Consider the following 15,107-nt stretch of genomic DNA (forward strand, 5'->3'; position numbering starts at 1 on the left):
TCACCAATTAAAATCTTCACCAATTAATTCTGATAATCTCTTATTGTAAGGAGAATAAAAATCTATTAATTTTTTATGAGTCTCCTTAGAAATTTCATACTGATATGAGCCTTTTGCTTTTTGCTTTTTATTTTTTTCAACAAAATCAAATGGTGTAACATCTAGAAATTCACAAATTAATAGGTTAAATTTCTTTTTATTCTGCCAATATTTTTCACTTTCCAATATCAATATTTGATCCCTATCAAAAATTTTAAAAAGATTTAAAATCTGATTAATGTAAATTCCTTTGTCAAGATAAAAATGTATATTCATAGTGTCTTGTACTTTGTTTAATTCATTATCTATTGCTACTTCAAATGGCCTGGTCTCCAATAATTTTTTTTCTCGACCTTCGTCTTTATATAAATTTGAAAACATATTCCAAGCTGAATAGGCTCTTTTGACAGGATTTCTTAGTAATACAATTATCTTCGCATTTGGATTATATTTTTTTAATCGTTCTAATGCTTTAGGAAAAAACAAGTAAGATGGAGTAGCTTCTAAAAGAATTTTTGAAGACCAAAAAGAAATTTTAGGGAATTGTTTATAATACCAACTGACACCTTGATTTAAATATTTATGTTCAGAAGAGAAAAAGTGAACTTCTTTATTAAATGAAGTAATTATTTGTGGATGATCTTTTAGTGTTTCAAATAATTCTGTAGTCCCCGATTTCTGAGCGCCTATAATAAATGCTGAACATTTTTTTAACAACCTAACTCTGTATAAGACATTAATAATTGGCATCCTCACTTATTTCTTCCCAATTAAACTGTGGCTTTAACCAACCTTTTGATTTCCCCATCCATTCTCCTAATTTTTGGTTTGGAGGGCCAATCCTAAAAAAAACGACATCTATATATTTTTTCAACAACCTCGTTTCCATCCCAAATTTTACGATATGAAAATTAACTGAAAATTCTCCTTCATTAAAAAATGGGGAAGGTATTGTACATTGGATCTTATGATTGCCAGTATTGAATTTTTGGAATTGAATATTTCTTGAACTAGTTACAAATAGAATATCTCCTCTCTCATTCTTGAATTGTAATGTAAATCCAAAATCATTTGATGGCTTTTGAAGAAATTCAAATTCAAGCAAAATCAATATATTCTTGTCCATTGGAAAATGATTTGTTAAGTTATGATCTTCAGAATGAATTTGAAGTGAATTTATTTTAATAAAGTCTTCCTTTAGATCTCCTTCCTCATCAAATAAATACTTTGAATCACCAATTTTATTGATGGATAAGTAACGATCTACCACTGCTTCAGACTCACCCTTGAACACAAGATTGCCATTTTTTAGCAATAACGCCTTCGGGCATAAAGATTTAACCGCATTCATGTTATGGCTTACAAATAGTACGGTTCTGCCTTGCCCGGAAATATCTTCCATTTTACCAAGACATTTTTTCTGAAATTCTGCATCACCTACTGCCAGTACTTCGTCTATAATTAAGATTTCGGGTTCAAGGTGTGCTGCTACACTAAACCCCAAACGAACTTTCATTCCGCTGGAGTAAAATTTAACAGGGGTATCTATGTGTTTGTGCACACCGGCAAAATCAATGATTTCATCCAGTTTTGAATCGATCTCCCTTTTGGTCATCCCCAATATGGTCCCGTTCATATAGATATTATCGCGGCCACTAAGCTCAGGGTGAAAGCCTGTTCCAACTTCCAGCAGTGAAGAAACTCTGCCTTTAATTTCAATCTCTCCGCCGCTCGGTGGTGTTATTCGGCTTAAAATTTTTAATAGGGTACTCTTCCCAGCCCCATTATGCCCAATGATTCCCAGCACCTCACCTTTTTTGACTTCAAAACTAATATCTTTCAAAGCCCAAAAAATGGTATCGTCTTCCCCATCCTTGAAAGAACTCAATCGCATAATCCGTCTAAGGTTACGCAAGGGGTAAGTAATCGCATTTTTAATATGGCCTGCAAAAGTGTCGGCCTTTTCATGAGTTCCTAAGCGATAGCGTTTGCTTATATTTTTGACAGAAATTACAATATTGGAATTAGTCATTTATATATTGGCTTAAATCAGCAAAATCAATGGAGTTAAATAACAATTTGAGGCTTTAAAATTGACTTTAAATCATTGGCCAGGGTTGCGCTGAAAACCTTTGAACCATTTTTATTTAAATGCAAGACATTATAAAAAAAGTCTTTGTTATAATTGATTTCATCTTTGGAGTAGTCCAGAAATAGCAAACTGTGTTTTGAAGCTATATTTTCATACAAATTGATTAAGGATGCCCTATTCTCTATAAATAACTGGCCTTCGATATATTCAGGTGGGTAAACCAGAATCAATTTCGTGGAATTGTTTTGGCATTCAATTATAAAATCCTCAAAAAGATCTATACTCTGAGAATCCAAATCGATTTTATAGGATTTAAATTTGTTTTTTGCCCTGTCAAAATCTTTGTTCCATGTTTTATCATTTGCCCTAAAACCCTTATACCGAATTTTTTTTGAATCCACTTTCCCATACCATGAAAATAGAATATTGGCCATTGCATTGGTGTTGCCTGAATAGCGGATCAATGGAATAAAGAAATCGTATTTTTCAAAGCCCAGATAATCCGAGGTGTATTTATAAAAATGCTCATTGAAGAGCATGTATGGAAGAAATTGATTTAGATTATATAAATCGGGCCTTTTTTGTAAAGTGGCATGATCGACAATTTGAATTATGTATTCAGGACTTCCATTGTATTTCAGATTTAGGCTGTGTCTCAAATATTGCAATTGAAAATTGTGCCCGTCAATTCCAAAATTATAGGCGGAAATTCCTAATGAATCCTCAATTATTTGCGGATCGATTTGAACCCAGGCTCTGGAACTTCCATAAATAAGAAGAGGATCTTCGACTTCCGCTTCCAAAATGTCATTCCATACTGAAAACTCACCGATTTCTGTTTTAGCAAGTGATATTGAAAACAGCCGATCCAAAGGATAGATGACTGCCAGCAACAAAATAAAAAAGAATAATAGGGTTTTAAGAAATCTTCTCACTTAAAACTGGAAATAAATAAACTCCTCTTGTTTTCCCGCTAATAAAATAATTGCAAATACGATTGCATAATAAGCCAGCCAACGCAGTGGCCTTGATTTTAAACCAAACATTTTCTGAATGGCAAATTCATTTGTCCTACCTTGCCATTCCACCATGGTAAATACCAATATTAAAAGCAGCAATACTTTTAGAAATAGAAAATCTTTCGTAAAAGGAATTGAAAACAGATCCATGCTCAGCATATGGCTGTAATAGTCCATCGCATGGGCAATGGATTCCGATCTAAAAAATATCCATGCCAGACAGGTAATTAAAAAGGTAATTCCAATGGATAAAATGGTTTTTATATCCGGAAAGAAACGGCCCTCTCCTGCTGTATCCAGATTTTTTCGATTCTGTCCAAGGATCATCAAGGGTAAAAAGTAGAGAGCATTTAAAGCACCCCAAACAATAAAGGTCCAATTGGCGCCATGCCAAAAACCACTCACCACAAATATGATCATGATGTTTCTTATCTGCATGTATTTGGATCCTTTGCTTCCTCCCAGAGGTATGTATAAATAATCGCGAAACCAGGTGGAAAGGGAAATATGCCAGCGTCTCCAGAATTCAGCTATGTCTCTGGAGAAATACGGGAAAGCAAAATTTTTCATCAGGTCAAAACCAAAAAGACGGGCCGTACCTATGGCGATGTCAGAGTAACCCGAGAAGTCGCCGTATATCTGAAATGCAAAGAGCACTGCTCCTAATAATAATGTGCTCCCCGAATAGCTCTCCGGATTGTCAAAGATCATATTGACATAATAGGCGCAGTTGTCAGCTATCACTACCTTTTTGAACAAACCCCACAATATTTGTCGACAGCCATCTACTGCAAGGCCATAATCGAAGACGCGTTTTTTGAAAAATTGAGGTAAAAGATGAACCGCGCGTTCAATGGGTCCGGCCACCAGCTGTGGAAAAAAACTCACAAAGGCTGCAAAGGCCAGAAAATCGCGTGTGGGTTTTAAGTTGTTGCGGTAGATATCGATGGTATAACTCAACGTTTGAAAGGTGTAAAAACTTATGCCCACCGGTAACACGATATTCAGTGAATCACCATTGATTTCTGTGCCAAAAAATGAGAAGGCCCTTGTGAAATTATCGAGGAAAAAATTATAGTATTTGAAGAAGCCGAGTAATCCCAGATTGGTTAAAAGACTCAGAATCAGAAGATACTTGCGTTTTTGTTTGGTGGAAGTCATTTCCAAACGCAGACCGACCAAATAATCCACAAGGGTACTGAAAATTATCAGCGACAGAAAACGCCAATCCCACCAGCCGTAAAAAATATAACTGGCGATGACCACAAAGAGATTTTGCCATTGCAGCTTATTTCTAAGCAGCCAGTATATGCCGAATACAATTGGAAGAAATACCGCAAAATCAATGGAGTTAAATAGCATGTATTAGCTCTAATTTAGATTTAGGCCACATCGGCGAAGTTTCTTTCCATTTTTCTAAAATAAAAGGAGCCAAAAACAAAGAGTAAAACCGATACCATTGCCCCTATGCCAATTAAATCCCAGGGCATAGCTTTTGTGCCCAGGAATGAAGACCGCATTCCTTCAATTACGCCTACCATAGGGTTGAGGGCATAGAAATACAAATATTTTTCCGGAATTATTGATATGGAATACACTACAGGAGCCGAATACATTAAGATTCTTACCATAAATGACATGGCGTGGTTTACGTCTCTGAACTGAACCGCTAACGCAGATAAGATCATCCCCGAACCAATGGAAGTGAGCACCATTATCAATAATAGAATCGGCAAATAAATGATATTGTATGAGGGAATAAAATTATAGTATAAAAACAATCCTATCATCACGATAAACCCAATTGAAAAATCAATGAATTTTGTAAAAACAGCTGATAAAGGTAAAATCAAACGCGGAAAATAAACTTTTGACAATAGGGCTTTATTTGCAGTCAAACTATTTGAAGATTCGGTTAACATACCACTGAAATAATGCCAGGGAACCATTGCTGCAAAACTGAATAGAATGTACGGCACACCATCGCTGCCCAATCGCGCTAATTTTCCAAAAATCAGCGTAAATACAACTGTTTGAACCAATGGTTGTATTACCGCCCAGCTAACACCTAAAACCGATTGCGCATACTTTGCTTTAATTCCGCGCAAAACCAAAAAATATAACAAATCCTTGTATCTGATAATTTCTTTAACATCTATCAGTTGCCAGCCTTTTTGTGGTTTGATTATTGTTATTTGCTTATTTTCCACGCTAGGGTTTAGGGTTTAGAGTTTAGGTGCAGGTCTGTTTCAAAATTACTAATTGCTCATTTCTAATTGCCAATTGATTTGACACAGCTTCGCCTCCTCAGTCACATGAACAGAGCAGGATGGTTCATTAGAATTCGCTATTCAATCAGTTGTCAAGTTTCAACTGAAGGATTCAATTGGACAATGGACGATCGACCATGGCCATGGTCGTTTTAATCCATCGTCAATCGTCTATGCCCTCCACAGCCAAATGGCCTGATCAGCTTCTAATTTATCTTTTAAGCCAATAAACTCTTCTTCGGAGAGAATCATGGCTCTAATTTTTCTTTTAATCATCTTCTCAGCTTTTGCAACCAATCGATGAAGATTGTCTCTGTTTACCTCGCCAATCAAAACCAGATCAATCAAACCGCTATCTATGCCTTTAGTATAATCACCGTGAATAAATGCGCCTTTTACATCCCCCAATTTCTGAACCACCTCTTCAGCGATCTTATCCAGTCCCAAATATTTCATGGCGAGGTTTTTTAATTCTGGAAATAGTGGGTGTTTGCTATTTGCACGGTATTCTATGGTTCTTCCAGCTTCTTCGGAAACTAAAAATCCGGCTTCACTTAAATTATTAAGTTCCAGTCGGATCGCATTGGTGGATTCACCAAATTCATTGGCCAAACTCCGCAAATAGCCCTTGCTGTGAGCGTTTGAAAAAAATTTGACCAGCAATTTTATTCTGGTCTTAGATGTGATGAGTGTTTCGAGCAATTCTACCAATTACAATCAACTTCGCAATGGCTACGTTGATTAAATGTCAAATTACGAATTACGAATTATAAAAAACAAGATATGAGTAGTTTTTTTACTCATCACTTGTATTAATTAGCTTTAAAGTATCAAATGGGAGCTTTACCTTGATGTTTTTGTCGATGCTTTCAAGCTGAATAAGTACGAAAGGGCTATCTTTTGATAGTACAATGGCTGTGTTGTTTTTCAAGGCGCCTGAAGTAATTATAACTTTTTTACCCTTTTCGAAATCGCTAATATCCGATTCTTCCTCTATGGCATATCCCGATTCCAGAATTTGTTCAATGATTTCCTTGTCTTTTGAATGGAGTACAGCGGGTTTGTCATTGTGACGAATGTTCCATGAAATACCCGGCAATTGAAGAACTTCCCTAAGCTGATGTTCCTCCAATTTGACAAAAATGTAAGAGCGAAAGAGAGGGGCTTCTACTTTTTTTTTGCGATCAGACCATTGTCTTAATTCCTTTACCATGGGTAGCCATGCCTCATAGCCTCTGCGCAAAAGAAGGTCCAAACATTTTTTCTCATGCCTGCTTTTGGTGTAAAATACCAGCCATTTCTTTTCAGACATCTCAGGATTTAGTGAAAGGATGATGTGCCAGGGGTAATTTTGCCAAGGGATGATAATCGTCCTTTAGAGGTTGCGTTTCCGCTTGACGAATCTCAAACACTTCATTGATAGAGGGTTTTGCTTCTGAGAGCTCAAAGCCATTTCCAGACATTATATTTTCATAACTCCTCGTATGCAGATCATTAAAACCCTTGCTAAACTCAAACTCTTCGCCCTCAATTGTTAGGGATCTGTAAGTGCTTAATCCCGATTTTTTTACCTTTTCGGGAAGTGTTTCTGCGTTAATACTCAAAAACCATCTTACTCTTGCATTTTTTAATTCCAGAAATCCACTCGCGCGATCGTGTTCATGCAAATGAATTTTGCGTTTCTGAACCGGCCCAAAAATCCACATCAGCATGTCAAAAAAATGAATTCCAATATTTGTAGCTATTCCACCCGATTTATTAATGTCTCCTTTCCATGAGGCGTAATACCAGTTGCCCCGAGAGGTAATATAAGTTAGATCGATGTCATGTATCTTATTCGGCTCAGCTTCAATTTTTTGTTTTAAAGCAATAACACTTGGATGAAGCCTTAATTGCAAAATGTTATAAACTTTTTTACCTGATTCCTTTTGCAATTCCAAAAGGTGGTCAACATTCCAGGGATTTAAAACGAGTGGCTTTTCACAAATTGCATCAGCTCCGTAGCGCAATGCAAAACGGATGTGGGCATCGTGCATATAATTGGGTGTGCATATGCTGATGTAATCTGCCTGATGATTTTCTCTTTTTTCTTTTTCTAAATGCCTGTCAAATCGTTCGAATTCGGTAAAAAAAGCAGCTTTTGGAAAGAATGAGTCCATAATTCCCACACAGTCGTGTTTGTCAACGGCAGCAGTTAATTTATTTCCGGTTTCTTTTATAGCTTTTAAATGTCGCGGTGCTATATAGCCGGCAGCACCGATGAGAGCGAAGTTTTTCAAATTTAGTTTAGTGTTTAGTGCTTAGAGTTTAGCTCGTTCAATATGCAATTTTAAGTATTAACAATTATGATTCACAATATTAGAAGGATTCGTTTGGGTTAATTGGATACTTTTATTTTATGGCTTATGAATATTCATTTGAAAGGGTTTAGGGTAAAATACGATGTATTCAAACAACCGTACCAACGATTCACTAATTTCTCAATAAAAGAAAAATAATACCTGTTATTTTCATAGTTAAATGAAACATATATACTCTTTCGAGAAACTAAATGTTTGGCAAAAATCAAGAGAATTATCTATCGATATTTATAGAATCAGCTCATTTTTTCCTGATTCCGAGAAATTCAGCTTAGTCAATCAAATGAGAAGAGCTTCGATTTCAATTAGTTCTAATATTGCCGAAGGATCTTCAAGAAGCACATCCAAAGATCAATCTCATTTTTACAATATTGCTCATAGCAGCCTAATGGAGCTATTAAGCCAACTAATCTTGGGATTAGATCTAAACTACCTGTCAATTTCAGAGTATAATAGCATTAGAAATGAAATTGACATAATCTCAAAACTACTTTCCGGCTTACGAAAAAGCCGAATTGGAGCGCAAGCCTAAACCCTAAACTCTCAACTCATAGAAACGCTCTAAAATTCAGGGGATGCCAGCCTACCGGATTTCCTGTCGAAAGGCATGGCAGGCAGGCCGCATCCCGGTAACTATCGGGAGCGGGAATAGTACTCTTTATACCATTCCACAAACTTTTTCACTCCCTCATCCACTCCTACTTGTGGTTTGAAATCGATGTATTGATAAAGATCGGAGACATCAGCATATGTATTTTCTACATCTCCGGCCTGTAAAGGCTGAAAATTGATTATTGCTTTTTTTCCTGTGTGTTTTTCTATGGCTTTGATAAAGTCCATCAATTTTGTTGGGCTGTTATATCCTATGTTGAACAATTGATAGGCTGCTGTGCTCTCGTTGGGAAGTAAATTTTTTTGAGCATTTGAAGGTTTTCCACTTGGTACCTTATCGATCAGTCTATTGATTGAATCGACAATATCACTGATATATGTGAAATCTCTGCTCATTTCTCCCTGGTTGTAGACCTTAATTTCCTTTCCCTCCAATATGTTTTTTGTAAAAATAAACATGGCCATATCGGGCCTACCCCAGGGTCCGTAAACCGTAAAAAACCTTAATCCCGTCATGGGAATTTTGAAAAGGTGACTATAAGTATGCGCCATCATTTCATTGCTCTTTTTTGTCGCAGCATAAAGGGAAATGGGATGATCGGTGTGGTGAAATGTCTTAAAAGGTATTTCTTTATTCAAACCGTAAACTGAAGAACTTGAGGCAAAAATGAAATGCTTTATTGGCCTTTCTCTAATTGCTTCCAGGAGATTCAAAAAACCATGTATGTTACTTTCAAGGTATTTTTCCGGATGATCCAGAGAATACCGAACGCCAGCTTGCGCTGCTAAATGAATTATTACTTCGGGATTTGATTTTGAAATAAGATCAACAAGCTCATGTTTATTGGCAATGTCAATTTTTACAAATTTAAAATTCTGAAAATTCTCACTTTGCAATATATCATCGTCAGAGATTTGGGAAGCACTTATTCCCAGTGACTCCAAACGTCTTAATTTAAGATCTACATCATAATATGTATTAAGGTTATCAAGACCTATAATTTCATGGCCTTCACTGAGAAGCTTATACGCCGTGTGATATCCAATAAAGCCCGCAACACCGGTGAGAAGTAGTTTCATTGTATTAATCAGCCTTTGCCAAACAGCCGGTTAAAAATACCATTCTTCTTTTTGTGATCATCTTCATAATAACCATAGCCATAGCCATAACCGTAACCATAGCCGTAACCATAGCCGTAACCGTAGCCATATCCACCTTTCTTCATCGAAAGATCATTGAGAATCATGGAGATATGATTTATTTTGCCGTTCTGATAATCCTGGTCAAGGTTTTTGATCGCTTCAATCGGTGAAACGTTTTGTCTTACGATATAAATGGTTTGATCGGCTCTTTCCATAAGGATTTTAGCATCCGTCACCAGCCCTACCGGTGGAGAGTCAATAATTATGTATTCGTATTCTTTACGTAAGTCCTTAACAGCCGATTGCATCCGGTCGCTCATAAGCAATTCGGAAGGATTTGGGGGTATAATTCCGGCGCTGATGATATCCAAACTTGGGAACCTGGTTTTTTGAATAACTTCATTCAGCTTCATATCACCGCTCAGAAATGAGGATAACCCATAGTCATTGGAGATTCCAAAATCATCGTAAATTTTAGGTTTTCTCATATCAGCCCCTATAAGCAATACCTTTTTTTCAGAGAGTGAAAAAACCTGTGCCAGATTGATCGAACAGAAGGTTTTTCCTTCTCCACTAATACTGGATGTCACAAGAAAAACACCTCCTTCTTCACCTGCCTGAAGAAAATGAATGTTTGAACGTATGGCTCTAAAGGACTCGGAAACAACGGATTTGGGTTTTTCTGTTACTACGAGATTATTGGAATGTTTACTGTGTCCTATTACCCCTATAAGCGGGATATTGGTGAGACTGAGAAGATCATCCTTATATTTTACCCTATTGTTTAAAGCTTCCCTCAAATAAATAAAACCAAAAGGAATCCCAAGACCAATGGCCAGGGCAATTAATAAATTTCTTTCCTTATCCGGAATAAGAGGATCATCGACATACTTTGGATTATCGAGTATATCATAATCAGAACTGTTGGCTGATTTACCAATGCTTATTTCTGTTTTCTTTTGAAGTAACAATTCGACCAATTGAGAATTTAGTTCCGACAATTGCTGAATTTCGTATAAATCTCTCTGCTCTTCCTGCAAACCCTTTAATGAGGATATATAAAAATTGATTCTGGAATCGGTTTCAACAAGTTTTTTTTGATTATCTCTTTGAAGGTTTGTGACATTTTCGAGTATGTTTTTTTCTATTCTTTGAACTACGCTTTCTTCATAATTGAGATAAGGGTTTTCCTTGTTTTTATCATTTTTCAATAAACGCGCCTCTTTCTTAATTTTAATATACTCTAAAGCCAAAGAGTTGAGAAGTGGGTCATCAATGCCTATAACCATTGGCGCAAAGATTTCCTCATCTCTATTTTGAATTACATAGTTTTCCAGATATTCATAATAATTTTTTCTCAGAAGCAATTCTGATTTACTTTCTTCAAGCCTGTTTATTTTCTCAAGTATCAAATTGGAGCCGTTCCCAAAATCCAGGTTCTTTATCTTGTATTCATCAATTTTTCCTCGGAAAAAACTTAAAGTGTCTGTTAGCTTCGACAATTGAGCATCAATAAAGCTCAAAGAATTTGAGGCATCCCTATTTTTTTCGGACAGGTTGTTTTTTCGGACTACCTTAATCAGGGTTTCCAAAAAAGCCATGTCCTTATGAGGCGTGGTAGAGTTGAATGCAAAATGAAAAATATTATTAGAATTTTTATCGCTGCGCAGCCTTAATTGATTATTGTATAAACTAATGTTATTTTCAGGGTCATTTAATTTTAAAAGGAAATCATCGCTTGTTTTTGAGAGGTCACTATTCGTTATTTTTTGAACTCTCATTTTGCAGCCATTGATATTAAACCACTCACCAAATTTAAATTTGCTTTTGGGCAAATCGGCATACTCGCTCTGTTCGTTAAGAGGTTTTAAGGAAAATGATGAGTTATCCTTTAGATTGGTAAATTCAAATAGCTCTCCAAATGGAATTTTTGTAGAATTTGAATCTATTTCAATCCAAAAATAGTTGTGAGGATAAATTTCAGTTGTTTTGATTTCACCTGATCTGTAAATACTGAAATGAAAGTCCAATTCATTTAAAGCTTCTTCTATATTTTTTTGAGACTTAATAATTCTCAATTCGCGTTCAACATCACTTGCATCGGTGCGGAAAATACCGGCCGTTCTGCCTGATGAAAAAATACTTTCACTTTCGGGGTCCTTCACTTTTACAAGTGAAGCAGAAACCTGATAAATGGGTGTGGTATATCTGTTGTAAAGAAAAGCCGCAGTTAAAAATACGATCACGCACAAAGCTATCCAGTACCATTTAGAAAGTGCGCTCAGGAGTACTTTCTGAATAATTCCAATGCCCTGTTTTTCCTCCTGATCAGTATTTTGAAATTCCTCCAATTATCTCGTGGTTAGTAATACAACTAAGGTGGCAATTGAACTCAATGTAGCCACGGCTCTTGCAGCATCTGATATTATATATTGCCGCCATACCTTTGCCTTTAAAGCCGGAACAATAATTTTGTCTCCGGGTCTCAAATAGTAAAATTCTGATCCTAATAATTTTTCATCCAGTAAATTGATATAGGCTGTTTTCACATTTCGCCCTTCGGTTCTGACTAGTTTAATCCTGGATCTATCTGCAAATTCAGTAAGGTTTTCCGCGAGGGCAATGGCATCAAATATATTTGTTTCTGTACTATAGGAAGTGTAGCGACCCTCTTTGGCAATTTCCCCAAATACTGTAAACTGAAATGACATGAGTTCAACCTTTACAATAGGGGTTTCAAAATAACCTTCCAGGCTTTTTTGAATTATGGCTTCTGCCTCATCTATGGATTTGCCGGATAAAATCAATTCTCCAATTTCAGGTAAATTGAGTTTTCCTTCATCATCCAGTTCAAATCCGGACAAAAAATTATCAACAAGAAATTGAATCAAACCCACATCAAAAGGATTGTCTCCACTACCTCCTGCACCCATCATCCCTCCACGCGCACCGGATCCACTTTGCTGGGTTAAATTATTTTGTTCAAATTGGTTGAGTTTTCTAATCTGGCCTAATTGTCTTTCGTATTCCTTGATGAAGTTGTACTCCGCCGGTGTTAGCGAACCGATGCGAATGGATAAAATATCTCCGGGCTGAAGCATATAATCCTGATATTTGGCTTCATATTCATTAACCCATTGATTATATGGCAAGTTTTTACCGTAATAGTCGTCGTCCTGTAAATAAATAACTTTCTTATTCATAACACAGGAGAAAGCCATTACTGAAATAATGGCCAGAATACCTAATCGCTTCATTTCCAATTTTTACTTCTCAAGCTCTTTTATCAAATTAAGAGCAGAGCCCGCTCTAAACCACTTAATCTGGTTTTCATTATACGTGTGGTTGGTTTTGATCAAATCCTCAGAACCATCAGAATGTTTAAATCGCAATGTAATTTGTTTATCAGGCGCGAATTGATCCAAATCTACAGTTTCAATTATATCGTCTTCCAGAACTTTGTCATAATCGTTTTCATTTGCAAAAGTCAGACCCAACATTCCCTGCTTTTTCAGGTTTGTTTCATGAATTCTGGCAAATGATTTCACCAGAACAATTCTTACACCTAAAAATCGTGGCTGCATAGCCGCATGTTCTCTGGAACTTCCCTCCCCATAATTGTGATCACCAATAACTATTGTTGGTATTCCTTTAGACTTATAATCTCTTTGAGTTGCAGGAACAGCTCCGTACTCACCGGTCAACTGATTTTTGACCTTGTCTGTTTCATCATTGAAATAATTGACAGCACCTGTAAGCGTGTTATCTGATATATTATCCAAATGTCCTCTGAATCTCAACCAGGGACCGGCCATAGAAATATGATCGGTGGTACATTTACCCTTTGCTTTAATAAGCAATCTCATATCCTTGAAATTTTCTCCATTCCAAGGGTCAAAAGGTTCGAGCAATTGCAAACGTTTTGAGTCGGGCGCAACTTTTATTTCAACCTTGCTTCCATCTTCGGCAGGAGCCTGATAACCAGAATCTTCTACTGCAAAACCCGAAGGTGGAAATTCTATACCCATCGGCTCATCCAATTTCACCTGTTGCCCGTTTTCATTTGTTAAACTGTCTGTAACTGGGTTAAATGTAAGATCGCCGGCTATTGCAAAGGCTGTGGTGATTTCAGGTGAGGCAACAAATGCGTGGGTATTTGGATTGCCATCGTTCCGTTTTGCAAAATTCCTGTTAAATGAGGTGATTATACTGTTTTTGCGTTTCGGGTCATTGGTATGTCTAGACCATTGGCCTATACATGGCCCACATGCATTGGCAAGTACTACACCGCCTATGTCTTTAAATACGTCCAAATAACCATCTCTGTCAACTGTATACCTTACCATTTCAGAACCGGGAGTAACTGTAAACTCCGCCTTGGCTTTTAGATTTTTTTCCGAAGCCTGTTTCGCGATGGATGCTGAACGTGTGATATCTTCATAGGAAGAATTGGTACATGATCCGATCAAACCAACCTCAAGACGTGCCGGCCAGTCGTTTTTCTTTACTTCTTCAGCAAATTTTGAAATTGGAATAGCTCTATCCGGTGTAAATGGACCGTTTACATGAGGTTCAAGTGTGGATAGGTCAATTTCAATTAACTGATCAAAGTATTTTTCAGGATTGGCATATACTTCAGGATCTCCGGTTAAATGCTCTTTAACTCCATTGGCAAGATCGGCCACATCTGCCCTATCTGTTCCTCTTAAGTATTCTTCCATTTTAGCATCATAACCAAAAGTAGAAGTCGTGGCACCAATCTCAGCTCCCATATTGCAAATGGTTCCTTTCCCCGTACATGATAAGGATTCGGCTCCTGGCCCAAAATATTCAACAATTGCACCTGTTCCACCTTTTACGGTTAAAATTCCAGCGACTTTTAAAATAACATCTTTTGAGGCAGTCCAACCGCTGAGTTTTCCGGTTAATTTTACGCCAATGAGTTTTGGAAATTTTAGTTCCCATGGCATTCCCGCCATTACATCTACTGCGTCTGCGCCTCCAACGCCAACAGCCACCATACCCAATCCTCCGGCGTTTACAGTATGAGAATCCGTTCCGATCATCATTCCTCCGGGAAATGCATAATTTTCCAGAACGACCTGATGAATAATTCCTGCTCCAGGTTTCCAGAAACCAATACCGTATTTATTTGAGACGGATTCTAAAAAACTGAATACTTCTCCACTGGTATTAATGGAGTTTTTAAGATCTTCTTTGGCTCCTTCTTTGGCTAATATCAAATGATCACAATGCACAGTCGATGGAACAGCCGCCTGTTTTTTACCAGCTTGCATAAACTGAAGTAGTGCCATTTGTGCTGTGGCATCTTGCATGGCTACCCTGTCCGGTTTGAAATCAACATAGGATTTGGCCCTTTTAAATTCTTCTTTCGGCAAAGGGTCTGCCAAATGACTGTATAATATCTTTTCGGTGAGTGTAAGAGGCCTGTTTAATAAGTTTCTGCTTTTCTCTACTTTTTCAGCAAGGTTTTGATAAACCTTTTTGATCATTTCTATGTCGAATGCCATATGGATTCAGGTTTTTTTCTATGAAGAAGGCAAAAGTATAA

General features: G+C 37.0%; 13 protein-coding genes. 1 reads left to right on the top strand and 12 read right to left on the bottom strand.

The features are described 5' to 3' along the window. The 8 genes from HZR84_01065 to HZR84_01100 form a co-directional block, all read right to left on the bottom strand. Positions 1 to 789, bottom strand: coding sequence for a sulfotransferase (locus HZR84_01065; protein QNL20599.1), 789 nt, complete (start codon positions 787 to 789; stop codon positions 1 to 3). Further along, positions 776 to 2,071: an ABC transporter ATP-binding protein gene (locus HZR84_01070; GenBank protein ID QNL20600.1), complete on the bottom strand. Its 1,296-nt coding sequence runs from the start codon at positions 2,069 to 2,071 to the stop codon at positions 776 to 778. Before HZR84_01070 ends, HZR84_01065 begins: the two co-directional genes overlap by 14 nt. A 35-nt stretch (positions 2,072 to 2,106) precedes the next feature. After that, positions 2,107 to 3,066: a hypothetical protein gene (locus HZR84_01075; protein ID QNL20601.1), complete on the bottom strand. Its 960-nt coding sequence runs from the start codon at positions 3,064 to 3,066 to the stop codon at positions 2,107 to 2,109. After that, positions 3,067 to 4,512, bottom strand: a complete 1,446-nt coding sequence (locus HZR84_01080; GenBank protein ID QNL20602.1) for an MBOAT family protein — start codon at positions 4,510 to 4,512, stop codon at positions 3,067 to 3,069. Between the two features lie 20 nt (positions 4,513 to 4,532). Then, positions 4,533 to 5,360: an ABC transporter permease gene (locus HZR84_01085; protein QNL20603.1), complete on the bottom strand. Its 828-nt coding sequence runs from the start codon at positions 5,358 to 5,360 to the stop codon at positions 4,533 to 4,535. A 231-nt stretch (positions 5,361 to 5,591) separates the two neighbouring features. Further along, positions 5,592 to 6,122 carry an ArsR family transcriptional regulator gene (locus HZR84_01090; protein QNL20604.1) on the bottom strand — a complete coding sequence of 177 codons (531 nt, stop codon included), beginning with the start codon at positions 6,120 to 6,122 and terminating at the stop codon, positions 5,592 to 5,594. 94 nt (positions 6,123 to 6,216) lie between these two features. Then, the gene (locus HZR84_01095; protein ID QNL20605.1) at positions 6,217 to 6,732 is read right to left on the bottom strand and encodes a UpxY family transcription antiterminator; all 516 of its coding nucleotides are present in this window, start codon (positions 6,730 to 6,732) and stop codon (positions 6,217 to 6,219) included. 1 nt (position 6,733) lies between these two features. Continuing rightward, positions 6,734 to 7,699 carry a Gfo/Idh/MocA family oxidoreductase gene (locus HZR84_01100; protein QNL20606.1) on the bottom strand — a complete coding sequence of 322 codons (966 nt, stop codon included), beginning with the start codon at positions 7,697 to 7,699 and terminating at the stop codon, positions 6,734 to 6,736. Between the two features lie 241 nt (positions 7,700 to 7,940). Here HZR84_01100 and HZR84_01105 point away from each other — a divergent pair, with 241 nt between their 5' ends. Continuing rightward, entirely contained in the window at positions 7,941 to 8,312 is a 372-nt protein-coding gene (locus tag HZR84_01105; GenBank protein QNL20607.1) for a four helix bundle protein, read from the top strand. 101 nt (positions 8,313 to 8,413) lie between these two features. Here HZR84_01105 and HZR84_01110 read toward each other — a convergent pair whose 3' ends face one another. From HZR84_01110 to HZR84_01125, 4 genes are read right to left on the bottom strand one after another with little or no spacing between them, the layout of a single operon-like run. Further along, positions 8,414 to 9,472 (bottom strand): GDP-mannose 4,6-dehydratase, encoded by a 1,059-nt coding sequence (locus HZR84_01110; GenBank protein ID QNL20608.1) that lies wholly within the window; start codon positions 9,470 to 9,472, stop codon positions 8,414 to 8,416. Positions 9,473 to 9,480: 8 nt separating this feature from the next. Next, positions 9,481 to 11,886: a polysaccharide biosynthesis tyrosine autokinase gene (locus HZR84_01115; protein ID QNL20609.1), complete on the bottom strand. Its 2,406-nt coding sequence runs from the start codon at positions 11,884 to 11,886 to the stop codon at positions 9,481 to 9,483. After that, positions 11,887 to 12,792: a polysaccharide biosynthesis/export family protein gene (locus HZR84_01120; GenBank protein ID QNL20610.1), complete on the bottom strand. Its 906-nt coding sequence runs from the start codon at positions 12,790 to 12,792 to the stop codon at positions 11,887 to 11,889. It abuts the gene before it with no gap. A gap of 9 nt (positions 12,793 to 12,801) precedes the next feature. Further along, positions 12,802 to 15,066: an aconitate hydratase gene (locus HZR84_01125; protein QNL20611.1), complete on the bottom strand. Its 2,265-nt coding sequence runs from the start codon at positions 15,064 to 15,066 to the stop codon at positions 12,802 to 12,804. Positions 15,067 to 15,107: the final 41 nt, after the last annotated feature.

Origin of the sequence: Hyphobacterium sp. CCMP332 (assembly GCA_014323545.1) — a bacterium.
Taxonomy (GTDB): Bacteria; Bacteroidota; Bacteroidia; order Cytophagales; family CCMP332; genus CCMP332.